The sequence below is a fragment of the Paenibacillus sabuli genome, assembly GCF_014705605.1.
Classification (GTDB): domain Bacteria; phylum Bacillota; class Bacilli; order Paenibacillales; family Paenibacillaceae; genus Paenibacillus_D; species Paenibacillus_D sabuli.
Genome location: NZ_JACXIZ010000010.1, coordinates 14,769 through 41,016, shown reverse-complemented (window position 1 = coordinate 41,016; position 26,248 = coordinate 14,769). Strand labels below are relative to the sequence as shown.

At 61.9% G+C, this 26,248-nt stretch carries 22 protein-coding genes; 18 read left to right on the top strand and 4 right to left on the bottom strand.

The window, feature by feature from the left end; genetic code table 11:
* Positions 1-787: 787 nt before the first annotated feature.
* On the bottom strand, positions 788-1,483 hold the full coding sequence (locus IDH44_RS03755; RefSeq protein WP_317890102.1) for an AIM24 family protein: 696 nt from the start codon (positions 1,481-1,483) through the stop codon (positions 788-790).
* Between the two features lie 186 nt (positions 1,484-1,669).
* Positions 1,670-2,215 (bottom strand): hypothetical protein, encoded by a 546-nt coding sequence (locus tag IDH44_RS03750; protein WP_190914842.1) that lies wholly within the window; start codon positions 2,213-2,215, stop codon positions 1,670-1,672.
* Positions 2,216-2,636: 421 nt separating this feature from the next.
* On the opposite strand from IDH44_RS03750, the gene tkt reads away from it, so the two are divergent.
* The 9 genes from tkt to IDH44_RS03705 all read left to right on the top strand — a co-directional run bounded on the left by tkt (position 2,637) and on the right by IDH44_RS03705 (position 12,542).
* The gene (gene tkt, locus IDH44_RS03745; protein WP_190914840.1) at positions 2,637-4,652 is read left to right on the top strand and encodes a transketolase; all 2,016 of its coding nucleotides are present in this window, start codon (positions 2,637-2,639) and stop codon (positions 4,650-4,652) included.
* A 103-nt stretch (positions 4,653-4,755) separates the two neighbouring features.
* Positions 4,756-5,073 carry a pyrimidine/purine nucleoside phosphorylase gene (gene ppnP, locus IDH44_RS03740; RefSeq protein ID WP_190914838.1) on the top strand — a complete coding sequence of 106 codons (318 nt, stop codon included), beginning with the start codon at positions 4,756-4,758 and terminating at the stop codon, positions 5,071-5,073.
* 207 nt (positions 5,074-5,280) lie between these two features.
* Positions 5,281-6,630, top strand: a complete 1,350-nt coding sequence (locus tag IDH44_RS03735) for a glucose-6-phosphate isomerase (protein WP_190914836.1) — start codon at positions 5,281-5,283, stop codon at positions 6,628-6,630.
* Positions 6,631-6,661: 31 nt separating this feature from the next.
* Complete coding sequence (locus tag IDH44_RS03730) at positions 6,662-7,294, top strand: YigZ family protein (protein WP_190914834.1); 633 nt, start codon at positions 6,662-6,664, stop codon at positions 7,292-7,294.
* A 216-nt stretch (positions 7,295-7,510) separates the two neighbouring features.
* On the top strand, positions 7,511-7,882 hold the full coding sequence (locus IDH44_RS03725; protein ID WP_190914832.1) for a DUF4383 domain-containing protein: 372 nt from the start codon (positions 7,511-7,513) through the stop codon (positions 7,880-7,882).
* 904 nt (positions 7,883-8,786) lie between these two features.
* Positions 8,787-9,596: a sulfate ABC transporter permease subunit CysT gene (gene cysT / locus IDH44_RS03720; protein ID WP_397326740.1), complete on the top strand. Its 810-nt coding sequence runs from the start codon at positions 8,787-8,789 to the stop codon at positions 9,594-9,596.
* The gene (locus IDH44_RS03715; protein WP_190914828.1) at positions 9,593-10,387 is read left to right on the top strand and encodes a sulfate ABC transporter permease subunit; all 795 of its coding nucleotides are present in this window, start codon (positions 9,593-9,595) and stop codon (positions 10,385-10,387) included. The genes cysT and IDH44_RS03715 overlap by 4 nt, the downstream gene beginning before the upstream one ends.
* A 3-nt stretch (positions 10,388-10,390) precedes the next feature.
* Positions 10,391-11,455: a sulfate/molybdate ABC transporter ATP-binding protein gene (locus IDH44_RS03710; RefSeq protein WP_190914826.1), complete on the top strand. Its 1,065-nt coding sequence runs from the start codon at positions 10,391-10,393 to the stop codon at positions 11,453-11,455.
* Between the two features lie 28 nt (positions 11,456-11,483).
* Positions 11,484-12,542: a sulfate ABC transporter substrate-binding protein gene (locus IDH44_RS03705; protein WP_190914824.1), complete on the top strand. Its 1,059-nt coding sequence runs from the start codon at positions 11,484-11,486 to the stop codon at positions 12,540-12,542.
* Between the two features lie 388 nt (positions 12,543-12,930).
* Here the strand turns inward: IDH44_RS03705 and IDH44_RS03700 are convergent, their stop codons facing one another.
* Positions 12,931-13,743, bottom strand: a complete 813-nt coding sequence (locus IDH44_RS03700; RefSeq protein WP_190914822.1) for a Cof-type HAD-IIB family hydrolase — start codon at positions 13,741-13,743, stop codon at positions 12,931-12,933.
* A 434-nt stretch (positions 13,744-14,177) separates the two neighbouring features.
* Between IDH44_RS03700 and IDH44_RS03695 the strand changes: the two genes are divergently transcribed.
* Both IDH44_RS03695 and IDH44_RS03690 read left to right on the top strand, forming a co-directional pair.
* Positions 14,178-14,792: a hypothetical protein gene (locus tag IDH44_RS03695; RefSeq protein WP_190914820.1), complete on the top strand. Its 615-nt coding sequence runs from the start codon at positions 14,178-14,180 to the stop codon at positions 14,790-14,792.
* 306 nt (positions 14,793-15,098) lie between these two features.
* A complete protein-coding gene (locus tag IDH44_RS03690; protein ID WP_190914818.1) occupies positions 15,099-16,196 on the top strand; it encodes an ABC transporter substrate-binding protein in 1,098 nt (365 codons plus the stop codon).
* A gap of 112 nt (positions 16,197-16,308) precedes the next feature.
* Here IDH44_RS03690 and IDH44_RS03685 read toward each other — a convergent pair whose 3' ends face one another.
* On the bottom strand, positions 16,309-17,325 hold the full coding sequence (locus IDH44_RS03685) for a Gfo/Idh/MocA family protein (protein ID WP_190914816.1): 1,017 nt from the start codon (positions 17,323-17,325) through the stop codon (positions 16,309-16,311).
* Positions 17,326-17,478: 153 nt separating this feature from the next.
* Here IDH44_RS03685 and IDH44_RS03680 point away from each other — a divergent pair, with 153 nt between their 5' ends.
* The 7 genes from IDH44_RS03680 (at position 17,479) to IDH44_RS03650 (ending at position 26,239) form a co-directional block, all read left to right on the top strand.
* Positions 17,479-18,204, top strand: a complete 726-nt coding sequence (locus tag IDH44_RS03680; RefSeq protein WP_190915025.1) for a M50 family metallopeptidase — start codon at positions 17,479-17,481, stop codon at positions 18,202-18,204.
* A 4-nt stretch (positions 18,205-18,208) separates the two neighbouring features.
* The gene (locus IDH44_RS03675; protein WP_190914814.1) at positions 18,209-19,195 is read left to right on the top strand and encodes an ABC transporter ATP-binding protein; all 987 of its coding nucleotides are present in this window, start codon (positions 18,209-18,211) and stop codon (positions 19,193-19,195) included.
* Positions 19,192-20,283 carry an ABC transporter permease gene (locus tag IDH44_RS03670; RefSeq protein ID WP_190914812.1) on the top strand — a complete coding sequence of 364 codons (1,092 nt, stop codon included), beginning with the start codon at positions 19,192-19,194 and terminating at the stop codon, positions 20,281-20,283. Before IDH44_RS03675 ends, IDH44_RS03670 begins: the two co-directional genes overlap by 4 nt.
* A gap of 82 nt (positions 20,284-20,365) precedes the next feature.
* Positions 20,366-21,865, top strand: coding sequence for a stalk domain-containing protein (locus tag IDH44_RS03665; protein WP_190914810.1), 1,500 nt, complete (start codon positions 20,366-20,368; stop codon positions 21,863-21,865).
* Between the two features lie 233 nt (positions 21,866-22,098).
* Positions 22,099-24,084, top strand: a complete 1,986-nt coding sequence (locus tag IDH44_RS03660) for a B12-binding domain-containing radical SAM protein (protein ID WP_223869350.1) — start codon at positions 22,099-22,101, stop codon at positions 24,082-24,084.
* Positions 24,085-24,174: 90 nt separating this feature from the next.
* Entirely contained in the window at positions 24,175-25,170 is a 996-nt protein-coding gene (gene mgrA, locus IDH44_RS03655; RefSeq protein WP_190914808.1) for an L-glyceraldehyde 3-phosphate reductase, read from the top strand.
* Positions 25,171-25,426: 256 nt separating this feature from the next.
* A complete protein-coding gene (locus IDH44_RS03650) occupies positions 25,427-26,239 on the top strand; it encodes an ABC transporter ATP-binding protein (protein ID WP_190914806.1) in 813 nt (270 codons plus the stop codon).
* Positions 26,240-26,248: the final 9 nt, after the last annotated feature.

The following is a 26,248-nucleotide window of genomic DNA, read 5'->3' as shown; positions in this document are numbered from 1 at the left end:
GGCTCGCCATTGCCCGCCTGCGTGTCTGCAGCCGCCAAAATGTCGGCTACAGGCCTGCCATTGCCCGCCTGTGTGCCTGCAACCGCCAAAATGTCGGTTACAGGCTCGCCATTGCCCACCTGTGTGTCTGCAACCGCCAAAATGTCGGCTGCAGACACGCCATTGCCCCCCTGTGTGTCTGCAGCCGCCAAAATGGCGGTTACAGGGCCGCCATTGCCCACCTGCACGTCTGCAACCGCCAAAATGGCGGTTACAGGCCTGCCATTGCCCACCTGCGTGTCTGCAGCCGCCAAAATGTCGGCTGCAGGCCTGCCATTGCCCGCCTGTGTGCCTGCAGCCGCCAAAATGTCGGCTACAGGCCTGCCATTGCCCCCTGCGTGTCTGCAACCGCCAAAATGGCGGTTCCAGGCCTGCCATTGCCCCCCTGCGTGTCTGCAGCCGCCAAAATGTCGGCTGCAGGCTCGCCATTGCCCCCCTGCGTGTCTGCAGCCGCCATCGCCTTACCATACTTGCTCTGCCAACTGTACAGAGGACCTTCAGGGAAAGCCCCGAAGGTCCTCTGTACGGAAGATGATGTCCTACGCCTATAACTCTCTACATCCAAACATCAAGTTCCTGCCAGAACTGCGCGATTGAACCGGTGTATTTTACTTTGATGGTTGAGCACAAGCCAACAAGCCATCACGCCAGCACGACAGTTCGTCCGAACGGCAGGTTGCGAGCCTGCGATGGATGGCCTAGTAGTTGGGAGTGAGCTTGATGGCAGAGTGTCGCTTGACAGTGCACCTTACTTGATGAATACCCCGCCGAACGGCAGCACCTCGCGCAGGGTGCGGCGGAGCAGGCCATCCTGCCGCACCTGGCTCTCGAGCTGGGCATCGGCCGAGCCGGTCTGGACAAGCACCGGGCCGCTGCCGATCAGCTCCCATTGCACGCGCATATGCTGGCTGGCCAGCGAATTGCCGTAGACGCTGAGCTTGATGGCGGCGTTCTCGGGATAGGCGATCAGCGCAGTAGCGTCGACGAACAGCGGAATCGACGGATCGAGCTCCAGAGCGGTCATCTCGCCGGTCGTGACGATGCCGAGCTGGCCCGGTCCGGCGAAGCGCATGCGCACGAGCTCTTTAGTAATGACGGCGTTTTTGAACGATTGGAGCCGGTTCTTCATCGTCATCCCGTCGGTAAAAAACAGCACGTTGCGCAGATCGAACAGCAGGTCGCTCTGCGCTTCGAGCTGCAGCGTATGCAGGCGGCAGCCGGGCGGCATGCCGAGCAGCAGCTCGGCCGGGCCGGCAATGCGCGAACGGATCCATTTGCGCTTGCGGTACATGCCGGCGATGTCCATGAAGCGGTCCTCGCGGCCGGACGGCTTGCCCTTGTAGGCGATGATCTGTCCGGGATGCAGCACGTGCAGCTTGTCCGCATCCTCCAGCGTGGCTCTGACGCAGCCGTTCTGCGGTTGTGGGTCATGGTCGATGCGCACGGCGCCGCCTCCTCTTAGAGTGTAACGCTCGGAAAATGGTGTAAGGCTCGGATACCCTGCAGGCGAGATAGAGGCGAACGTGGCCCCTCACACACGCGATGAGAACGCAGGCCTCTTCGCAAGCGATGGAGTGTGTACGATCAGATCTCTTATGCGCCAGTAGCAGGTAAGCTCGAAATAAACGCCTCAGATCCTCCGCTCGCGCCGCCAGATCGTGATGCGGAGCACCCGCATCGCGATGAAGTACAGCAGGATTACGCCGATGATCGCAGCGCCGACCGTCAGGGCCTTGCGCAGCAGAGCATTGCGCTCCTGACGCTCCTGCTCGAGCAGCTCGAGGCGCGCGGTCAGCTCGCGGTTGCGCTCGGCGAGCAGCGCATTCTGATCCTGATACGACTGGCTGGCAGTCTCCCATTGCCGCTGCTGCTCCTCGTACGCGCGCTGCTGCTCCTCGAAGCGGGCGGCGGCGTCGAGCGCGTTCTGCTGCGTCTGCTGCAGCTTCTCGTTCTGCTCCTGCAGCGTCTCGGTCAGGCTATCGTATTCTTCGCGGACCTCGTCGAGCTTGTCCGGTGCGGTATAGATGTCCTTCATACGGTCGAACAAGCCGGCATGCGCTCGCTCCGCCGCGCCGCCCGCCGCAATGGCGGCCGTCAGCAGCAGCGCCAAGCCTAGGCGGACGCATGCATGCGCGTGCATGCGGCGACGCTTGTACGGCGTGGATTGGCTGGGCATCGGTCATCCCCCCTGGGCTTATGCGAAGCGCCGAAAGCATCCAGGCTTGTCCGGCGATCGCGCAAGCGCGTTGTTATGGTTTATTTTACCCTTTTTTTCGCGGTCCTTCTACCGCTTTTTCACGAGCCCCTGTCGAGCCGAGGCAAAGGATGGACGCGCGGGTGTCAATTGCAGTCGAGCTAAGCAGTATTACGCGTGCCTGGGCGCTGCGTTGCGCCAGGATTGTACATTTTGTATGGAAATGCGGGAACGCTAATGGTACAATATTTCAAAGCCACTTGCGAAGGCGTTGGCGTCAATCTGCGAAAGCATGCGCGCCAATCTGAACCAGTGCGGTCAACGATACAGACAAATCGACCGCAAGCTCGAGATAGAGAAGGGTTTCGTTTTACGAAAAGAGGAATGGGAGGATGTACACGTTATGACAGTCACACAAAAATCCGTCGATCAGCTCTCGATCGACACCATCCGGACGCTGGCGATCGATGCGATCGAAAAAGCGAAATCCGGCCATCCCGGCATGCCTATGGGCGCCGCTCCGATGGGCTACCAACTGTTCGCCAAAGCGATGAACCATAATCCGTCGAACCCGTCGTGGATCAACCGCGACCGCTTCGTGCTCTCCGCGGGACACGGCTCGATGCTGCTCTACAGCCTGCTGCATCTGTCCGGCTACGATCTGCCGCTGGAGGAGCTCAAAAACTTCCGTCAGTGGGGCTCGCTGACGCCGGGCCATCCCGAATTCGGCCACACGGCAGGGGTCGACGCGACGACCGGCCCGCTCGGTCAGGGCTTCGGCATGGCGGTGGGCATGGCGATGGCAGAGGCGCATCTGGGCGCAACATACAATAAAGAGAACTATTCCATCATCGATCATTATACGTACTCGATCTGCGGCGACGGCGACTTGATGGAGGGCATCTCCAGCGAGGCGGCTTCGCTGGCCGGTCATCTCAAGCTGGGTAAGCTGATCCTGCTGTACGATTCCAATGACATCTCGCTCGACGGCGAGCTGAACCTGTCGTTCTCGGAGAATGTGCAAAAGCGCTTTGAGGGCTACAATTGGCAGGTGCTGCGCGTGGAGGACGGCAACGATCTGAAGGCGCTGGCCGCGGCAATCGCCGAAGCGCAGCAGAATACGGATCGCCCGACGCTGATCGAGGTCAAGACGGTCATCGGCTACGGCAGCCCGAACAAGGGCGGCAAGGGCGGCCACGCCGGACCGCACGGCTCCCCGCTCGGCGAGGAAGAAGCGAAGCTGACCAAGGAATTCTACAAGTGGGAAGAAGAGGCGTTCTTCGTGCCGGACGAGGTGCGCGCGCACTTCGCTGACGTCAAGTCGGCGGGCGAGGCTGCCAATGCCAAGTGGGACGAGCTGGTCACCGCGTATACGAAGGACTATCCGGAGCTGGGCGCGCAATTCGCGGCCGCTGTCGCAGGCGAGTTGCCCGAGGGCTGGGACCGCGATCTGCCGGTCTACAAGCCGGAGGACAAGGCGCTCTCCACGCGTGTCGCATCGGGCAACGCGCTGAACGGACTGGCGCCGAACCTGCCGACGCTGCTCGGCGGCTCGGCCGACCTGGAGAGCTCGACGATGACCCATCTCAAGGACCTGCCGCAGCTGACGTCCAAGGACTACAGCGGCCGCAACCTCTACTTCGGCGTGCGCGAGTTCGGCATGGCGGCGGCGATGAACGGCATCATGCTGCACGGCGGTCTGCGCGTCTATGGCGGCACGTTCTTCGTCTTCACGGACTATCTGCGTCCGGCAGTGCGGCTGTCGGCGATCCAGAAGCTTCCGGTCGTCTACGTGCTGACCCATGACAGCATCGCGGTCGGCGAAGACGGCCCGACGCATGAGCCGATCGAGCAGCTCGCGTCGATCCGCGTCATTCCGGACCTGACGGTCATCCGCCCCGCCGACGCCAACGAGACGTCCGCGGCCTGGGCGTATGCAATTGCGAATAAGAGCAATCCGGTGGCGCTCGTGCTGACGCGGCAGAATCTGCCGGTGCTCGCGGGCACGGCTGAGCGGGCGCGTGAAGGCATCGCACGCGGCGCGTACGTCGTGGCTGACGCCGAGGGCGGCAAGCCGCAAGCGCAGATCCTCGCGACGGGCTCCGAGGTGCAGCTGGCAGTGGCGGCGCAGCAAGAGCTGGCCAAGGAAGGCATCGCGGTGCGTGTCATCAGCATGCCGAGCTGGGATCTGTTCGAGCGCCAGTCCAAGGACTACAAAGACTCCGTCCTCCTGCCGGACGTCAAGGCGCGTCTGGCGGTGGAGATGGCTTCGCCGTTCGGCTGGGAGCGCTACGTCGGCGACCAAGGCGACATTCTCGGCATCTCCACGTTCGGCGCGTCGGCCAAGGGCGACCGCGTCGTTGCGGAGTATGGCTTCACGGTGGAGAACGTCGTCAGCAAGGTGAAGGCGCTGCTCTAAGAGCGGCTGCCTGCAGCCCCATTGCGCCGGCCAACGGGACGAAGCCCGTTGGCCGGTTTTTCATGGAGCGGCGCCCCTACAATCGAGAGGAGATCAAGTGTTTATGGGACAATTCGACAATGTGACGGTACTGCGCGAGGCGAATGTTTATTTTGACGGCAAAGTGACGAGCCGGGTCGTCGTATTCGGCGACGGCACGCGCAAGACGCTCGGCATCATGCTGCCGGGGGAGTACGAATTCGGCACGGATACGAAGGAGCTGATGGAGATTCAGTCCGGCGTGCTGGAGGTGCTGCTGCCCGGCGAATCGGAGTGGCTGGCGATCTCGGGCAAGGGCGAATTCATCGTGCCGGCGAACGTTAAGTTCAAGCTCAAGGTGACGACTGTCACGGATTACTGCTGCTCGTATCTGAGCGAATAAGGGCTATGACGCGATCCTCGTCCGGTGCGGGCGGGGATCGCTTGTTTCAAATTCTCGGCACGCTGCGCGCTGCGCCGCCAAAGGACGGCTTGCCGTGTCGCGTTGTCCGGCTCGTCTGCCGGACAACGCCTCAATTCCTTGTGTTCGAGTAGGAAATCCATTATTCTTATTCTAGTGCACGTGTACAACTTAAGGAGGCTGATTCATTTGAGCAAGACGGTAACATTCGACTACAGCAAGGCGCTCCCGTTCGTCGGGCAGCAGGAGCTGGACTACCTGGAAGCGGCGGTCGCACTCGCACACGACCAGTTACATAACGGCAGCGGCGCCGGCTCGGACTATCTCGGCTGGATCGATCTGCCCACCCATTACGACAAGGAGGAGTTCGCCCGCATCAAGCAAGCGGCGGACAAAATCAAATCCGACTCGGACGCGCTGATCGTCATCGGGATCGGCGGCTCGTACCTGGGCGCGCGCGCCGCGATCGAGATGCTGACCCATTCCTTCTATAATGTACTGCCCGGCGAGCAGCGCAAGACGCCGCAAATTTTCTTTGCCGGCAACAACATCAGCTCGACCTATGTGACCCATCTGCTGCAGGCGCTCGAAGGCAAAAACTGGTCGATCAACGTCATCTCCAAATCCGGCACGACGACGGAACCGGCGATCGCCTTCCGCATCTTCCGCGAGGCGCTGGAGAAAAAATACGGCAAGGAAGAGGCGCGCAGCCGCATCTATGCCACGACCGACCGCGAGAAGGGCGCGCTCAAGAAGCTGGCGACCGAGGAAGGCTATGAATCGTTCATCATCCCCGACGACGTAGGCGGACGCTACTCGGTCCTGACCGCTGTCGGCCTGCTGCCGATCGCCGCCGCCGGCGTCGACATCGATGCGATCATGCAAGGCGCGGCCGACGCAGCCGAGGCCTACAGCAATCCGAAGCTGTCGGAGAACGAGAGCTATCAGTACGCCGCCGTGCGAAACGCGCTCTACCGCAAGGGCAAGGCGACCGAAATCCTCGTCAATTACGAGCCGTCGCTGCATTTTGTCTCGGAGTGGTGGAAACAACTGTACGGCGAGAGCGAAGGCAAGGACAACAAAGGCATCTACCCGGCGGCCGTCGACTTCTCAACCGACTTGCACTCGATGGGCCAATTCATCCAGGAGGGCACGCGCAACCTGTTCGAGACGGTCATTCAGGTCGGCGAGGTGACCGAGCAGATCACGATCGGCACCGACGCGGACAATCTGGACGGGCTCAACTTCCTCTCCGGCAAGACGATGGACTTCGTCAACAAGAAGGCGTTCGAGGGGACGCTGCTGGCGCATACGGACGGCAACGTGCCGAACCTGATCGTCAACATCGCCGACCTGACGCCGTATACGTTCGGCTATATGGTCTACTTCTTCGAGAAGGCGTGCGGCATCAGCGGCTACCTGCTGGGCGTCAACCCGTTCGACCAGCCGGGCGTCGAGGCGTACAAGAAGAACATGTTCGCGCTGCTGGGCAAGCCGGGCTTCGAGAAGGAGAAGGCGGAGCTGGAAGCGCGCCTGTAGGGCGGCGTCCGCACCGTATCCAGGCATCGCCATGCTGGAGCGCTACACGACGATACGCGGCCCGGGCCATCAGGAGATCGTCATCCGCAAGTCCCGCTTCATCGGCTACGCCCAGCCGGTGCAGTCGGAGGAGGAGGCGGCGGCCTTCGTCGAGACGATCAAAAAGAAGCACTGGGACGCGACGCATAACTGCTCGGCGTATCTGATCGGCGAGCGGGACGAGATCCAGAAGCAGTCCGACGACGGCGAGCCGAGCGGCACGGCGGGCAAGCCGATCCTCGAGGTGATGAAGAATCGCGGGCTGAAGAACGCGGCCATCGTCGTGACCCGCTACTTCGGCGGCATCATGCTCGGCGCCGGCGGGCTGATCCGCGCCTATACGGACGGCGCGGTCGCGGCGATCGAGGCGGGCGAGGAGATCGTGCAGGTGCTGCACCGCGAGGTGATCGTGGAGACGGACTATCACTGGTACGGCAAGCTGGAGCATGAGCTGCGCAGCCGCGGCGTGCGGCTCGGCGACACTGCCTTCTCGGACAAGGTGCGAGTGGTCTGCCTGCCCGAGGCGCCGGACGCGGAGCGCTTTGCGGCCTGGATCACCGACCTGACGCAGGGACAGGCGACCGTGGAGACGGGCGAAGCGCGATACTGCACCGCCGGCGAATAAGCATGTTTGCCCTTTTTTTTGCATAGGGTGTAGCAAGGCGGAAGCGGACCTGGCATCGGTTGAGGCCAACCGGGCTCGCTTCGGAGCGGACAGGAAGCGCGCCTCTTGGCGGGCGTCTCCCCGCCGCAGGCAAAACGACGCAGGGGCCGCTGGCCAGCGTCCTGCCTGCGGCGATTGTCCGTATCACGTGCGCACTTATGCGGAGGGGGTACGGCTATGGCGGCAAGGCGGTTCGCGGCGCTCGTCGGCATCGTGTTTTTGTTTCTCGGCATTCTCGGTTTCTTTTATTCAAATCTGTTCGGACTGTTTCACCTGAATACGCCCCAAAATGTGATTCACCTCGTGGCGGGCGTGCTCGGTCTGCTTGCCTCTTCGTACGTGGGCTACGCCTACCGGTTCGCTCAGGTGCTCGGCATCGTCTTCCTGACGCTGGCCGTGCTGGGCGTGCTGACCAGGGATACGCTAGGGCTGATGCCGGCGGGGCTGGCCGAGAATGTGCTGCATTTTGCCGTCGGCGCGATTGCGCTGTATGTCGGTTATGTGGTGATCGAGTCCGGCGGCCCGTCTCGTTCGTCGAGGGCGGTATAGCTTCGGGCGTCTTGCTTGGACGACGTACTGCTTCAGGGTAGCCTTGCTTGAAGGGCATATCGCCTTGCTTTAGCCTCCTGCAACGAGCCGCGCACCTTTGCGCGAGCTTGAGACGGGAGGCTTGTTTGCCTTGTAGGCCGGGTCACTGTGCACGTTCTCTTATGCTCCAGGCTCTAACGGTCATCAGCGCCGCTTAGCGTCTCGGAACGAACCGATTAAAATTGTAACGGACACCAGCGACGCTTAGCGCACGAAAGCAGCGGAATTGTGCTGCTTTTATGCTTCTAAGCGTCGCTCATGACCGTTACGTTGGGCGAATGGACGAAATCTGCCTCTAAGCGCCTCTGGTGTCCGTTAGAGCCCGAGTCATGGCGCCGCCCCTTGAGTACCGTGATTCGCTCGCGCTCATCGTGCACCAGGCCGATTTTTCGCCTTATGGCCGCAACCGCGCAAGAGGCGTCGCCACGCCGCCCCTCCTGCCCACGCAATAACGATACTATCTCGTTCTAATGCCGCCACACGCGTCTACCTTCTCCCATGCCGTATCCCTTCGATTTCATCCTGGATTCACAAGCCTAAAATTGACTCGGGCGGCGCTTTCGCCGTGCACAGGACAAGCCCGCTTCACATTTATTAGTAAAAGAAATGGAAGTCATCAAAAATGTTGATGAGAAGGGATTGACGGAAACGCGGCACATCTGCTAAAGTGTTAAAAGCCAAGTAAATAAATAGGAATTATAAAAATTGAGCAAAAAGTAGAAGGGTAGGCAGTCAGAATTAGTGGTCAGTTAGATTACAAGACCGTTAGAATGGTTAGCCAGTTTGGTTATTAGATTATTTTATTATGTCGTTTGTATCTTGCAGGCTGATCGGATAACCGAAGGCGGGAGGGTTTGTATTGAACATGAGGTTGCGCAGCCGCTGGTGGAGCTTCGGTTTCCGAAGCGCCGTCATGCTGTATTTTGTCGTACTCATCCTGTTGCCGATGCTCGGCATTTACACGCAGGCCTTCTCGCGGGGATGGTCCTTTTTTTGGACCAGCATCATCGATCCGCTCGCCTGGCAGGCGGTGCTGCTGACGCTGAAGCTAGCGGTGTTCGCCACGCTCATCAATGTGCTGCTCGGCACGATGATCGGCTGGGTGCTCATTCGCTACCGCTTCCCCGGCAGGCGGCTGCTCAACAGTCTCGTCGATCTGCCGTTCGCGCTGCCGACCGCAGTCGGCGGGCTGATGATCCTGCTGCTGCTCGGTCCGGGCAGCCTGGTCGGCGAGGCGGCGGCGTCGATCGGAGTGGAGATTTTGTTCCATGAGCCGGCGATCGTGCTGGCGATGATGTTCGTCACGTTCCCGTTCGTCATTCGGGCGGTCCAGCCGCTGCTGGAGGAGCTGGACGCCTCCGAGGAGGAGGCTGCGTATACGCTGGGCGCTTCCAAGGCGAGGACCTTCCTGCAGGTCGTTCTCCCCTCCATGCTGCCCGGCATCATCGGCGGGGCGATGCTGGCCTTCTCGCGCGCGCTGGCGGAGTTCGGCGCGGTCGTGCTGATCGCGGGCAATATCCCCGGACGGACGCTCGTCGCCTCCGTCTACATCTTCGGCGAGGTGGAGAGCGACAATCCGCAGGGCGCGGCCGCTGTCTCCGTGCTGCTGCTGACGCTCTCGCTGCTCATCCTGTGGACTGTCAATGCTGTCACGTCAAGGAGGCGGCGCCTGTGAGGAGATTGTGGATCGGATTGACATATGCGGTCTTCGGCCTCTTGATCGTCATCCCGCTGGCCCGGATTGCTGTCGGCGCCTGGGCCGAGGGCTGGGGCGGTCTGAGCGCGGCGATCTTGCGCCCGCATGCGCTGCATGCGCTCGGCATGACCGGTCTGATCGTGCTGATCGTCACGGTGCTCAATACCCTGTTCGGCGTCATGCTGGCGATCTATCTCGCGCGCGCGAGCTGGCTCGGCGATCGGCTCAGGCGGCTGGTCAACAGCTTGGTCGATCTGCCGTTCGCCGTATCGCCGGTCATCGGCGGCTTGATGATCGTGCTGCTGCTCGGCCCGCAGAGCGTGCTCGGCGCTTTTTTCGGCAGTCTCGGCATCGAGATCGTCTACGCCTTGCCCGCGATGGTATTGGCGACGCTGTTCATCACCTTCCCGCTGATGGTGCGCGAGGTGCTGCCCGTGCTGCAGGAGTTGGGCACCCAGCAGGAAGAAGCGGCTTCGACGCTCGGCGCCTACTCGTGGTACACCTTCTGGCAGGTGACCTGGCCGTCGATTCGTTGGGGCGTAATCTATGGCGTCGTGCTGACAGTGGCCCGCTCGATGGGCGAATTCGGCGCGGTGCTGATCGTCTCCGGCAACATCATGAACAAGACGCAGACGGCGACGACGCTGGTGTATCAGGATGTGGAGAATTTTAATTTATTGGCCGCGAATGCGGTGGCGCTCGTGCTGGCGGCAGTATCCATTGCGCTGCTGTTGTTGATGGAATGGGCCAAGACGCGAAGGGGGCATTAGGCGATGCATATTGAGGTAACCGGATTGAACAAGCACTACGGCGACTTTCACGCGGTGCGCGACATCAGCTTCGGCATTGCCAAAGGCCGGCTGATCGGGCTGCTCGGTCCGAGCGGCGGCGGCAAGACCTCGATCCTGCGCATGCTGGCCGGTCTTGAGACGCCGAGCTCGGGCGAGATTGTCTTCCACGGGCGCAAGGTGGTCGGGCTGCCGCCACAGGAGCGGGGGATCGGCTTCGTGTTTCAGAATTATGCGCTCTTCAAGCATATGACCGTCTACGACAATATCGCCTTCGGCCTCAAGGTGATGAAGCAGTCCAAGGCGCTGATTCGCGAGCGTGTGCTGTCGCTGGTCGCGCTGACGGGGCTGGCGGGCTTCGAGCATCGCTATCCGCATCAGCTCTCCGGCGGCCAGCGGCAGCGCGTCGCCTTTGCCCGGGCGCTGGCTCCCGAGCCGCAGCTGCTGCTGCTCGACGAGCCGTTCGCGGCCATCGACGCCAAGATCCGGCAGGAGCTGCGCAGCTGGCTCAAGGAGACGATAGCCCGGCTCGGCATTACGTCGATCTTCGTCACGCACGATCAGGACGAGGCGATCGAAGTGGCAGACGAGATCATGATTATCAACAAAGGGCGGCTGGAGCAGAAGGGAACGCCGTGGGACATCTACAAGCATCCGCAGACGCCGTTCGTCGCGAGCTTCGTCGGCGAATCGACGATCGTCGAGCAGGTGGCGCGCCTCAAGGGCTTCGAATCGGCCGACGCGCGCATCGGCACGCGGGCGCTCATTCGCCCCGAGTACATCGAGATCGGCAAGCCGGGCGAATTCCGCCTCGCTTCAGCGACGGAGCCGGCGGTGGTGAAGCAGCTGCACTTCCGCGGCAGTGCGTGGATGGTGGAAGCGCAGGTGGGCGAGCTGACGCTGATTACCTACCGTTCGCTGGAGAAGGAGACGCTGCATCCGGGCGAAGAGGTGCGGGTGCTCGTCCATCGAGCCTATCTCTTCAACGAAGGCGAGAGCTGGATCATGGAGAACGGGCTCAAGGAAGATCCGATGCCCGTGCATATCTAAAAGCGTCAGGACGAAGGAAGGTGAGGCTGTGAGGAGGACTGGCAGGCTGCGGCGGGGCGCGCTCATCGCAGCGGGGGCATGGCTGGCGTTGCTGCTCGGTTGCAGCTCGAATGGCGGCGAGCCGGGGGGAGCGACGCCAGGTGAGGCCGATGCGACACTGGTGATCGGCGCCTATTCGGTCGTCAAGGATGCGCTCGGCGAGCTGCTGCCGCTATTCGCTTCCGAGTGGGAGGCCCAGACCGGGCAGACGGTCGTCTTCCAGCAGTCGTACGAGGCGTCCGGCACGCAGGCGCGCTCGATCGCGGGCGGCTTCGAAGCGGATGTGACGCTGCTGGCGATGGAGGGCGACATCGACAAGATCGAGGAAGCCGGGCTGATCACGCATGATTGGCGCCAAGGGCCGGGTGAAGGGATGCTCACTCGCTCCATCGTCGTGCTCGGCACGCGCGAGGGCAATCCGCTCGGCATCCGCGATTGGGAGGACCTGACCGCGCCGGGCGTCGGCGTCATGTATCCCAATCCGAAGACGTCAGGCGGCGCGCAATGGGACATCAACGCGATGTATGGCGCGGGCCTGCTGGAGGCCGAGGAGCGAACGGGGACCCCGGATCCCGCCGCGGCCAAGCGCCTGCTCGCGCGCATTCACCGCAATGTCGTCTCCCTGGACAAGAGCGGTCGCGCCTCGATGGCTGCCTTTGAATATGGGGTCGGAGACGTTATCGTCACCTACGAGAACGAGCTGCTCGCGCGCGTGCGGCAGGGCGTACCCTACGAGATCGTGCGCCCCCGGCGGACGATTCTGATCGAGAATCCTGCGGCGCTCGTCGATGTCAATGTCGATCGGCACGGCACGCGGGACGTTGCCGAGGCGCTGCTGGACTTCCTGCAAGAGGAGCGGGCGCAGCGGCTGCTCGCCGAGCACGGCTTCCGTCCGGTGCACGCAGGCGTCGCCGCCGAGACCGCCGATCGCTTCCCGACCCCTTCGAGGCTGTTCGACATCGAGGATATCGGCGGCTGGGAGCAGGTGCGCCAGACACTGTACGCGCCGCGCGGCATCTGGTACGAGGTGCTGGCGGGGCTGGAGTAGCGGCACGCTGGGCATCGCGAGCATTCCGTGCGAGCATTCCGTATACGCGCGCGCCGGCCGATTTTGCAGGCTATGGACTGCATAAATGCAGTTCATATGATGCGATACGAGCTCAGTCACATCCTGAACTGCATAAGTGCAGTTAAAATCCCGCAAATGCTCGATTTTCCAGTCGTTTGGCCAAAAACAACTGCACTTTTACAGTTCATTTTGAATTTCCACCCGGATCGAGACCAATAAACTGTACTTTTACAGTACACGTTCTACAAGGCGAAACGACGAGGCCGTCCATTTATGGCCGAGTCCGTTTCGTTCCGAGAAATTAAGAAAAGTATAGGCGAAATCATATGTTTTCTATAATTTTAAAAAAAACGCCGGGGGCTTAGGCTTAGCCCACCGGCGTTTTGAGGATGAATTGCTCGATGACATGCCGTACGCCTTCGTCGTTGTTGGAGCGCGTGACGTAGTCGGCGACCGCCTTAAGTGCGGGAATCGCATTGTCCATGGCGACGCCCAGACCCGCGACCTCCAACATTTCGTGATCGTTCCACGAATCGCCGATTGCGATGACCTCATCCATCGTGCAGCCGACGTGGCTCGCCATGAAGGCGACGGCGTGCCCTTTCGTACCCTCCTTGTGCAAAAACTCCAAATAATGCGGCTTCGACTTGGTAATATGCACGTCTTCGAACTGCGGGCGCAGCCGCTCGGCCAGCGCGTCGAGCTTGGCCGGCTCGTCGATAATCAGCATCTTGGCCAATGGCCGATCGATCAGCCGCTCGTAATCCGGCTCGATAACGAACGGAATATTGGTAAGCTTGGAATAGTCCCGGACCTTCTCGTTATCCTCCTGGGCATAGAGCACATCGTCGACATACAACTGCAGATGCCAGCCCTCCGCGCGGCACAGCTCGTAGATCCGCCGAGCCGTCGGCTGCGGCACGTAGCGCGCGTACAGGATCTCTTCGTCGATCAGCGTCTTTACGAGCGAGCCCTGGTAGGTGATGATCGGAACGTTGAGCTCGACCTGCAGGGCGATTTTTTTGGCGGACGGGAACATCCGGCCGGTCGCCAATGTGACGGTGACCCCCTGGGCGACGGCGGCGGCGAGTGCCTTTTTCGTGCCCTCGCTGATTGCGAGCTCGTCGTTGAGCAGCGTGTCGTCCACGTCGATGGCGATTAATTTGTACGGTGTAGACATGTTGGTCTCTCCTCCTGTCGATCCTGCTAGTGTACCGGAAATGCGCGAGCCCGACAAGCGTATCGCTTCAATCCGTTCCGTTTCGCATTTTCAGCAACCTAAACGGAGGCAAATTCGTTATAATAGGATGGGAATATATTGCTAAGCTTGCTCGTCCGGGCAACCCGACTCAGGTCTAGGTAAAATCCCGCCATCAGACGGATTTTTCCGAATCAGCTTTCGGCTATCATAGAATAAACAAAGCGAAACGGCTGACATGCAAGATGCAGCGGCTGACATGCAAGTCGAAACGGCTGACGCGCAGGGCGAAACGACTGCCGCAGTCCGTTGGTTGCGAGACCAGGATCGTTCAGAGATTGATAGACAAGGGTAAGCCCAATTATATACTTGCTTATTTTTAGAAAGAAATCCATTGTATCAGGTGGGGACAGGGCATGAAAGAGAAAAAAATCTATGTGTTGTTGTCGGATACGGGCACGTGGTTCACCCGTATGATTCGGATGTATACGAAGGCTGAGCTGAATCACGCCTCGATCGCCTTTGACCCGGAGTTGAAGGAGGTCTACAGCTTTGGCCGCAAAAATCCGGGCAACCCCTTCATCGGCGGCTTCGTCAAGGAGGATCTGTCCGGCGAGCTGTTCAAGACGGCGACTTGCGCGATCTACAGCTGCACCGTAAGCGAACGCAGATACCGAAAAATCCGGGCTTACGTGCAGGGCTTCGACGAGCAGCGCAACCGGTACCGCTACAATCTGATCGGCCTCATTGCCATTATGTTCAACATCAAGTTCAAGCGGGAGAATGCCTTTTTTTGCTCGCAGTTCGTGGCCTCCGTTTTTGAGTACGGCGGCTCGCCGCTGGTAGCCAAATGCGCCTCCCTGACGACACCGAGCGATCTCGAAAAATCGGCGGCGCTGCAGTTAATGTTCCGCGGCGCGCTCTCGGAGTTCGTGACGGCGCACGGCGCGGCGAAGGGGGAAAAGGCCTACACTGCCACTTATGCAGCCGGCTCCGAAGGCCGGGCTTCGGGATGTCTCGAAGCCATCTGAACGCTCGGGCTGCGGAAATAACCGGCTCGCACCACAACCCGATGCGGTCATCTCTCGAAATGCGCCGCATCACCTGCATCACCCGCACCGCCAAAGGACGCCGCAAGGCGTTTTTCTTTGTTTGTAGTATGGATTGAGGGTGTGCGGATTGCGTGCGCACGGATCTAATGGCGCGCGGAAAGAGCGAAAAGAGATTGACTTTTTACTTGAGAATAATTATCATTATTATCAGTGTCGCGACGCGGTCCAAGCATCTGCTGACGAGCAGCGTCGAAATTTGGGACAAGAGGAAGCTGGAGGAATAACATGTCTAACGAACTTAAACAACGCGCGCGCAAAGGCGGATGGGCCGCCCTGTGCCTGGTGCTGTGCGTGCTGCTGCTGGCTGCGTGCGGCGGACAGGACGAGTCGACGAATGCCAATACGGAAAGCGCGACAGGGGCAAACAACGAAGCGGGAGCGAGCGAGCAGGGCGAAGGTGCGGATCGCGACAGCGCTGCGGGTGAAAATGGGGCCAACGGTGCAAACGGCGCAGGAGACGAGACAGACGCGGCGCAAGGCCCCCGCACCGTCACGGACGGCATGGGGCACGAGGTCGTAATCCCTGCGGAGCCGCAGGCCATCATTGCGCCCTATCTGGAGGATCACCTGCTGACGCTCGGCATCGAGCCTGTGGCGCAGTGGTCGGTCTCAGGAGGCACGAGCGTGCTGGATTATCTGCAGGATCGGCTCGGCGACGTGCCGACCATCGACTACGCCCTGCCGCCCGAGGCGGTGACCAGCTTCGGCCCGGATCTGATCATCGTCAGCTCGGAGACGCTCGTCCAGAACGGGCTGTACGAGCAGTACACGAAGATCGCGCCGACCTATGTGCTCGGCGACGCGGTCACCGGCGACTGGCGCGAGGCGCTGCGCGTGCTGGGCGCGGTGCTGGACCGCGAGCAGCAGGCGGCAGACGCGCTGGCGGCCTATGAGGCCAAGGCCGAGGAAGCGCGGCAGCAGCTGGAGCAGGAGCTGGCTGGCGAGACGGTCGAGATGCTCTGGCTCGCCGGCAAGCAATTCTATCTCGTCGATCAGACGCAGGCGAGCGGGGCCGTCGTCTACGGCGATCTCGGCCTGCAGCCCTCGAGCCTGTCGGCGAATGTCCCGAACGAGTCGAGCGCAGTCTGGCGTCCGGTCTCTCTCGAGCTGCTGGGCGAGCTCGACGCCGATCACATCTTCCTGGTCAACAGCGACAAGGACGGCTTCGAGCAGACGACCGAATCCGCCCTCTGGCAGAGTCTGCCGGCTGTGAAGGCCGGTCAGGTGTACGAAATGCCGTCCACCTCGAGCTGGCTCTATACCGGCGCGATCGCCAATGCACGCACCATCGACGACGTGCTCGCCGCGCTCGGCGAACAGTGAGGATGTAATCAAAAAAAGAGCGTGCTGCCCACAGGGCAGCGCGCTTTTTTTTTGAAAATCAAGCTGCCGATCAGCCGAAGGGCATGCCGGCCCGTCAGCCGGATGGCTTCGTTCAGCCGGACAGATCGGCGTCGTGGCGGGCGCCGATCCGGTCGGCCTCGTAGACGAGTCCGATCTGGCGCCGCGCCTCGTCCATGATCTCCATCGTCGTCAAGGCGAGCTGATGCGTATTGATGGCGGACTCGCGACGCCCCTCGCCCATCAGGCGCAGGAATTCCCGCACCTCGTAGCGCATCGTCTGCTCCTCCTGCTCCCGGTCGATCCGCCGCGCATCGCCGCCGCGCGGGCGCAGCTCGACCTGGCGCGGCTCGCTGATCGCATCGAGCACGATGCTGCCGTCCTCGCCGAGAATCTCCGAGGGCAGCACCGATTGCGTAATCTTCGAATACGTCACAACAGCGTCCTTGTCCGGATAGCGCAGCAGCAGCGCGCCCTCTCCGTCCACGCCCGAATCGAGCATGACCGCAGTCGCCTTGATCTCGTCGGGCGCGCCGAACAGCAGGACGGCCGGATAGATGCAATAGATCCCCAGGTCCATCAGCGCTCCGTTGGAATAAGCGGGGTCGAATGCATTGAGCACCGTGCCGCGCTTGTATGCGTCGTAGCGGGACGAATACTGGCAGTAGTTGGCGGTGAATCGCCGGACCGTGCCGAGCTCGGGCAGATGCTCGCGCACTGCCGCATAATTGGGCAGCAGCGTCGACTTCATGGCTTCCATCAGCAAGACATCGTTGCGTCGGGCGGCATCGATCATGCGCCGCAGCTCGAAGGCGTTGGACGCGATCGGCTTCTCGCACAGCACATGCTTGCCGCCGTCCATGCAGCGGATCGCCTGATCCGCATGGAAGGCATTGGGGCTGGCGATATAGACGGCATCGACGGCATCGCTTTCTGCCAGTGCGCTCAGATCGGTGTAGCAGCGCTCGGCGCCATGGCGCGCCGCGAATTCGCGGGCTCGTTCTTCGGTGCGCGAATAGACGGCCGCGAGCTTGAAGTCCGGCTCCTCCTGGGCAGCGCGCAGGAAGGCTTCGGTAATCCAGTTGGTGCCGATGACGGCAAATCGTTTCATGAGCGTTCCCGCCCTCCCTTCGTAGATAGACAGAAGAAGTGTACCATATTATTGAGCGCCATACAGCGCCCGGAGGAACTCGCAATGGGGCGCAGGGCATGGTAGACTGAAGAAGATTGCGTGCCCGAGTGGAAAGGAGCCACGATTGATGTGATGCAAAACACCTTGCTGCGCTGGTTGTTGACGGCACTGATTCTGGTGGCGATGCTGCTGCTGACGCGGCTGCTGCCGTTTTCGTATTTTTTTCGCACGCTCGATACGATGATTCACGAGTTCGGCCATGCGGCGGCTACGCTGGTGCTCTCCGGCAGCGTGCTGGCAATCGAGCTCAACGCCAATCACAGCGGGGTCACGTATTCGTTGATCGAGCCGGGCTGGCGCTCCCTGCTTGTGACGCTGACCGGTTATTTTACGGCCTCGTTGTTCGCGGTGCTGTTGTTTTGGCTGTTCGCACGGCGCCGGGAGCGATCGGGACTGATCGGCATGACCGTGCTGGCGGTGCTGATGCTTTTGTTGTTCGTGCACGAGGGCTACGGATTGGTATGGCTGATCGGCTTCAGCGTGGTCAATCTGGCGGTGCTGCTGCTCGGCCGCTTTGTCCGCAGCTTCTATTTTCTGCTGCTTGCCTTTATTACGCTTGAGGAGTCGGTGCTCGCGCCGCTGTCGCTGCTCTTGCTCGCCTGGACCGATCCCGCGCGGGCGGGGGATGCGTCCAGTCTGGCGCGCATGACGTGGCTGCCGGCCTGGCTGTGGGCGCTGTTCTTTTTGTTGGGCGCGCTCGTCTGCGCGCGCTACGCGCTGCGATACTTCATGCAGCGGCTGACGACGCGCTCGCGCGAATCGGCTTATCCGACGTACTACGAAAGAGGAGGGGTATGAAGGAATGACGACGAATCAACCGGATACGCTCATTGAGGTATCGGGTCTTGTCAAGCGCTACGGCGCGTTCACCGCGGTGAACGGCGTCAGCTTCGAGGTGCGCCGCGGCGAGGTGTTCGGTCTGCTCGGACCGAACGGCGCCGGCAAGACGACGACGATGGAGATGATGGAAGGTCTGCGGCAGCCGGACGAGGGCTACGCCAAGGTGGCGGGGTACGACACGCGCACGCAGCTGTCCAAGGTGAAGGAGGTCATCGGCGTCCAGCTGCAGTCGACCTCGCTGTTCGATCTGCTGACCGTGCGCGAGATCACGGAGATGTACGCGAGCTTCTACAAGGTGCCGACGCTGCCGATCGGACCGCTGCTGGAGAGCGTCATGCTGGAGGAGAAGCTGCGCGGCCGCGTCAAGCATCTGTCCGGCGGACAAAAGCAGCGTCTGGCGATCGCGCTGGCGCTGGTCAACGATCCGCAGGTCGTCTTCCTGGACGAGCCGACGACCGGCCTCGATCCGCAGGCGCGCCGCATGCTGTGGGATATTATCCTGCGGCTGCGCGACCAGGGCAAGACGATCGTCCTGAGTACGCATTACATGGACGAGGCCGAGCTGCTCTCCGACCGCATCTGTCTGATGGACAGCGGCCGCGTCGTGGCGCTCGACACGCCGCGCGAGCTGATCCGCAGTCTCGGTACGGAGAGCACGATCGAATTCCGTATTGCAGCTGCGGCTGTCGCGGCTGCGGCCGGCGAAGCGCCGCCGTCCGGTCCGGCGGAGGAGCTGACGGACGAGCTGCGCGCGCTGGAGGGCGTCCGCGACACCGCCCTGCGCAAGGACAGCTGGGTGCTCTACAGCGACGCCCCGCAGGCGACGCTGACTGCGCTCATCGCATGGGCGGAGCACCGCGCACTTGATCTCGCCGAGCTGCGAACGCGTACGGGCACGCTCGAAGACGTCTTCATCCACATGACGGGAAGGAGCCTGAGAGAAGAATGAAAGCCTATGTGCAATTAACGCTGGCGCAGCTGCGGCTGTTCGCGCGCAACCGGCAGGTGCTGTTCTGGACGCTTTTCTTCCCGGTCTTCTTCATGATCCTGCTCGGCTCGTTCCTCGGCGGCGACAATGCGATCACGCTCGAGGGGCTCGTCGTCAACGAGGATCGCAGCGCAGGCGCATCGGAGCTGGAGCGCCAGTTGCTCGCCAATCCGGTGCTGCTATCGGAGCTGGCGGACGATCGCGACAGCGCGCTGCAGCAGCTGCAGGACGGGGATACGCAATACGTCGTCGTGCTGCCGGCCGGACTGGGCGACGCCATCGAGGCGGGCGCCGGGGAAGCGGTAGTGCGGCTGTATACCGACGATACCAATCGCACCGTATCGGAGGTCGTCACCGCCGCCGTCTCGGCCCAGGTCGATCAGATCTCCAAGAGCCGGACCGGCTACGAGCCGATCGTCACGGTCGAGGCCGAGGGCGTGCAGGCGCTCAATCTGCGCTATATCGACTTCCTCGTGCCGGGGATCGTGGCGATGATGATCATGTCGAATAATCTCAACGGCGTCGCCGGCCAGATCGCCTCCTGGCGCGAGCGCGGCATTCTGCGGCGGATGCAGAGCACGCCGCTGCACGCGGCTTCGTTCATCGGCGCGCAGATTACGGCGCGGCTGCTGCTCAACGGCCTGCAGGCGGTGATCGTCGTGCTGATCGGGCAGCTCGCCTTCGGCACGCAGGTCAACGGCTCCTGGCTGCTGCTGCTCGGCCTGATCGTGATGGGCACGCTGGCGTTCATGTCGATCGGCTTCATTATCGCCGGGCTGGCCAAGACGCCGGAGAGCGCAGGGCCGATTGCCGGCTTCGTCTCGTTCCCGCTGCTGTTTTTGGGCGGGGTCTTCTTCCCGATCGCCAATATGCCGGACTTCCTGCAGCCGATTGTCGAGCTGCTGCCGATCTCGCATCTGGCGACGGGGATGCGCCAGGTGATGAACGTCGGCGCGTCGCTGGGTGACATCTGGTACGACGCGGCCTTGCTGGGCGGATGGCTGATCGCGGCCTTCGTCATCGCCAGCTTCACATTCAAGTGGGAGTAAATATAGACAAATCCTCGCAAGCGGTGGTACGATTGGCGGGTATGGCAAAATCATGCAACTGCTTGGAGGAAGCGAAATCGAAATGAAGAAAGCTACGTATTGGTTGTCCTTATCCCTGCTCGCGACGCTGCTGGCCCTCTCCCCGTTAACGGGGTACGGCGCACAGACGGCGGCCGCCGCTTCGTCCACGGCCCAAAGCGCCATCACGGTGTATCTCGACGAAGAACCGCTGGCGCTCGATCCCGCGCCCGTGCTGCGCGCGAATACGACGCTCGTGCCGATGCGGCCGATCTTCGAGGCGCTGGGCGCCGGCATTACCTGGGTACAGCAGACGCAGACTGTCATCGCCGGCAAGGACGGCCGAATCATCTCGATCAAGGTCGGGGCGGGTCAGGCGGTCGTAGACGGTCAATCCGTCGAGCTCGTCACACCGGCGATTCTGATCGACGGCGCGACGATGGTGCCCCTGCGCTTCGTCGCGACCGTGCTCGGCGCCGAGGTCCGCTTCGCGAAGGAGAGCGGCGAGGTCCACATCACCTCGGCGGACGCGCAGTGGGAGGAGGAGTATGGCGAGTGGGAAGCGCCGATGGCGCTGACGGCCTCGGACATCGTCGCCTACAATGACGACAAGGTCGTCATGATCGAGACCGACCGCGCCCAGGGCAGCGGGGTCGTCATCGACGAGGATCTGATCCTGACGAACTACCATGTCATGGCCGACGCGGCCAGCGGCACCGTCTATCTGTGGGACGGCACCGCCATCGAGATCGCGGGCATCACTGCGTACAATGAAGCGACCGACATTGCGTTCGTCCGGACCGCGGAGCCGCTTGAGCTCGAGCCGGTGACGGTCGGCACGACATACGAGCTGTACAAGGGCGATTCGATCGTCGCGATCGGCAGCCCGCTCGGCTTGCAGAATACGGTATCGCAAGGACTCATCAGCAATTTTTACTACGATGAAGAGATCGAGTATTTGCAATTCAATGCGCCGATTGATCACGGCAGCTCCGGCGGCGCACTGTTCGACGAGAACGGCTTTTTGGTCGGCATCACGACCTCCAAGATCGAGGGAACGAGCGCGGCCATCAACTTTGCTGTATCCTCGCTAAGCTTTTGGGAGGACCTGGAGATGCTGGACGAGCCGAGCTTTATCGCCTCGGATCTGCCCGATTCGCTGGCGGAGGCCGAGCTGGATGAGATCGAGGAGCTGATGGCCGCTCATTTCGGCACGATCTACTCGAGCGACGGCGCGGCCGAGCTCGGCGAATGGGCGGCGTCGCGAGAAGGCGGCTGGCTGGTCCTTCGGGCCGAGCTCGACCCGTGGTTCTATACGGTGTATGCCGAGTCGTCGGCATCCGATATGCGCCTGTGGGCGCTGGACACGCTGAGCGAGCTGCAGCGCATGCTGCCCGATCAGCCGATCCGGCTGCTGGTCGACTATGCGGAGACGTTCGACGAGCGGCCGCAAGGGCTCGATGCCGACGAGGCGTCGCTCGACGGAGGCAAGTGGCAGGTGCGCTACCCGGTGATCGACGCCCAGGCGATCGGCGACAAGCTGCATATCGATCTGCGAGGCTGACCTGCGGGAGTCTAGCAGGGATCAGGCCCAGCGCGCTTGCCGGATTGACCTGCGGCGCAGACGGTTCTGCGGCAGGCTTGCCGCGCTGATCTGCAGCAGCCTGCGGTTCTGACTTGCGGCGGGAACGCCCGCGCTACTTTGTCCGAAGGAGCGCGGGCGTTTTTCTTTTGCGTCCGGGCGCGGGATTCGGTACAATGAGAGCACGACTTTGCTAGTGGAAGAAGTGGAATGCAATGAAGGTAGTCTTGGCAACGCTTAACGCAAAATACATCCATACGTCGCTCGCCCTGCGCTGTCTCAAGGCCTATGCCGAGCGGGACTTCGACGATATCGATATCGCCGAGTACACGATCAAGGACCCGGCGATGAACATCGTCAGCGATCTGTTCGCCCGCCGTCCGGACGTGGTCGGCTTCTCCTGCTACATCTGGAACATCGAAGAGACGATCACGGTGGTGGGCATGCTGCGCAAGATCATGCCGGAGCTGAAGATCGTGCTGGGCGGGCCCGAGGTCAGCTACGATATGCCGTACTGGCTCGAGCGGGTGCCGGAGATCGACTTCATCGTCGTCGGCGAAGGCGAGGAGACGTTCCATCACCTGCTCACCGAGCTCGCGGGCGCCCGCAAGTATCACCTGGTGTTCGGCCTCGCCTACCGGCGCACGAAGGACGGGGTCACCGAGACGATCGTGACGCCGCCGCGGCCCAAGCTCGACCTGGCGGCGCTGCCGTCGCCACATCGCTTCGCGGAGGACGCAGACCAGTTGGCCAGTCGCGTCGTCTACTTCGAGACGAGCCGGGGCTGCCCGTTCAGCTGCCAATTCTGCCTCTCCAGCATCGAGGTCGGGGTGCGCTACTTCGACATCGAGCGGACCAAGGCGGACATCCTGTATCTGATCGCCTCCGGGGCGAAGCTGATCAAGTTCGTCGACCGCACGTTCAACATCAAGCGCGATTACGCGCTGGAGATGTTCCGCTTCCTGATCGCGCATCACCAGGGCTGCATCTTCCAGTTCGAGATTACCGCGGACATCATGCGCCCGGAGGTGCTGGAATACCTGGCCGAGCATGCGCCGCCGGGCATCTTCCGCTTCGAGATCGGCGTGCAATCGACCAACGACCCGACCAACGAAGCGGTGCAGCGCCGGCAGAACTTCCGCAAGCTGACCCGCACGGTCACGATGATCAAGGAGAGCGGCAAGATCGATCAGCATCTCGATCTGATCGCCGGGCTGCCGCACGAGGACTACGCGACGTTCCGCAAGACGTTCAACGACGTGTTCGCGCTCGGACCCGAGGAGCTGCAGCTCGGCTTCCTCAAGATGCTGCGCGGCACCGGCATGCGCCTGGACGCGGCCAAGCACGGCTACGTGTATATGGATCGCGCGCCGTACGAGATTCTCGGCAATGCGCTGCTGCCGTTCGCCGACATCGTGCGCATCAAGCGCGTCGAGGACGTGCTGGAGAAGTACTGGAACGCGCATCGCATGGACCGGACCGTGCTGTATCTGATCGAGCGGGCCTTCGACTCGCCGTTCGATTTTTTCCAGCAGTTCGGCGATTATTGGGAGGCGCAGGGCTGGCAGAAGATCGGCCATCAGCTCGAGGATCTGTTCATGCGGCTGCAAGCATTCCTGCAAGACCGCGTGCTGACGCAGGAGACGGGGCCGGCGCGCAGCGGCGCGGTCGGCATCCAAGACGGTGCTGCGGGTTCCGGCGCTGCGGCGGATGATGCGGCGGATGATGCGGCGGATGATGCGTCGCAGCCTGACGCGCACGAATCAGCGCTGCAGACAGTCGGCGGGGCGACCGGGCTCGATCCCGAGGTGGCACTGGGCCTGATGAAGCTCGATTATTTTACGAACCACAAGTACAAGCCGCGCAAGATCTGGTGGAACGTCGCGATGGACAAGCGCGAGCTGGGCGAGTGGATGCGGCGCCTCGCCGAGCGCCCGGAGGACGTGTCCGGCGATTTTGCCGCCCTCGGCCTCGGCGAGCGCGAGCTGCACAAGCATGTCATGCTGGAACGGCTGCCGTTCGATCTGAAGACTTACCTGCGCGAGGGCACGGTGGATCGGGCTCGCGCTTCGCTGCTGGTGATGGTGTACCGGCCGGAGGGCGGCCGGGCGGCCCAGCCGCCGGAGGTGTACAGTATGCCCGTGCCGCTCGCCGAGCAGGACGTACGGCGGACGCAGCGACATCCGGCGGGGACGCATTAGCGAGAAGCCTCGTGCATTCGCGATACCTTGCGTACATATGCGTTACACTGGAGTCCATTCATACGATAGACTATGGGGAGCGTGACAAGATTGGTATATACCGCACACGAGCAGCGTTACGAGACGATGGTGTACAACCGCAGCGGCCGTTCCGGCCTCAAGCTGCCGGCGATCTCGCTGGGCCTGTGGCACAATTTCGGCGGGGTGGACAAGGAAGACAACGGACGGGCCATGCTGCGCCGCGCCTTTGACCTAGGCATCACGCACTTCGACCTGGCCAACAATTACGGCCCGCCGGCCGGCTCGGCCGAGGAGATGTTCGGACGGATGATGAAGGCCGACTTCGCCCCGTACCGCGACGAGATGATCATCTCCAGCAAGGCCGGCTACTACATGTGGCCCGGACCGTACGGGGAATGGGGCTCGAAAAAAAATCTGATGGCCAGCCTCGACCAGAGTCTGCAGCGGATGGGGCTGGACTATGTCGACATCTTCTATTCGCATCGTCCCGATCCGGATACCCCGCTCGAGGAGACGATGGGCGCGCTCGATCTGATGGTGCGTCAAGGCAAGGCGCTCTACGTCGGCATCTCCAGCTACAGCGCCGAGCAGACCGAGGAAGCGGTGCGCATTCTGAACCGGCTCGGCACGCCGCTGGTCATTCATCAGCCGTCCTACAGCATGCTGAATCGCTGGATCGAGGACGGTCTGCAGGATGTGCTGGACGCGAGCGGCGTCGGCAGCATCGCCTTCTGCCCGCTCGCGCAGGGGCTGCTCACGAGCAAGTACCTGGACGGCGGCATCCCGGCCGATTCGCGGGCGGCGAGCGCCACCGGCTTCCTCAAGGAGAGCGCGGTGACGCCGGAGACGGTCGCGCGGCTGCAGCGGTTGAACGAGGTCGCGCAGCAGCGCGGCCAGTCCCTGGCGCAGCTGGCGCTGGCCTGGGTGCTGCGCGGCGGCCGCGTCACCTCCGCCTTGATCGGCGCCAGTCGCGTCAGTCAGATCGAGGACAACGTCAAGGCGCTGGACAATCTGGCGTTCACGGCGGAAGAGCTCGAGACGATCGAGGGCATTCTGCGGAGCTGATAGCGCCGAGCGTGTAGGCATGCTCGTGTACGCATGCTAAGGAACGCCAAAAGCCCCCGGCCGTGCTGATTTCAGCGCGGCCGGGGGCTTTTGGCGTTCCCATAGTCTGAAAAATTAAGGTTGAAAAAATAAACAAAGTATATTAATATAACCTAATATCCGATAAAAGTAATTGGATTAGTTGTGATTAGCGGCTGACGAGACCGCTCGAAGCGCATAGAAAAAAGGATATGTCGCAGTAGAAGGGAGGAGAACGATGGACGCGACAGGAAGGAAGTCGACGGTAGCGCACAAGACACTATTGGAAGGGAGCGGGCTCTGGAAGACGTATTCCGGCAACGAGGGGGCAGAACCGGTGCTCAGCAATGTTTCGCTGCAGGTGGAGCGAGGCGAATTCGTCTCGCTCGTCGGACCGAGCGGCTGCGGGAAGAGCACGCTGCTGCATGTGCTGGGCGGTTTCGCCAGACCGGATCGCGGCGAGGTACGACTGGGGGGGGCTCCTTTGGCTGGACCGGCCAGTCGCGCGGTGATGCTGTTCCAGGAGTACGGCCTGCTGCCATGGAGATCGGCGCTTGGCAATGTGGAGCTTGGGCTGGAGCCGCTGGGCATGTCCGTATCCGATCGACGGGAGCGGGCGCGGTATTATTTGCAGCTTGTGCAGCTGGATGACAAACGCGCGCTGCTGCCGCATCAGCTATCGGGAGGGATGAAGCAGCGGGTGGCGTTAGCGCGAGCATTGGCTGTGCGACCGGAGCTGCTGCTCATGGATGAGCCCTTCGCCGCACTCGATACCTTTACACGCTATCATTTGCAGGATCAGTTGCTGGAATTGCAGCGCAAGGAAGCGTTGACGGTCGTATTGGTCACGCACGATATCGACGAAGCGGTGTATCTCTCGGACAGGGTGCTGCTGATGGAGGGCGGTCCAGGGCGCATACATACTGAGCTGGCGATCGCCCTGGCGAAGCCGCGCGACCGCGGACAGCGCGATTTCCAGGCGTACCGCAAACGCATTTTGGAGGCGTTTCGACTTACAGGCAACGGTCCCGAGGAAGAATTTACAATATGAGAGGAGCGC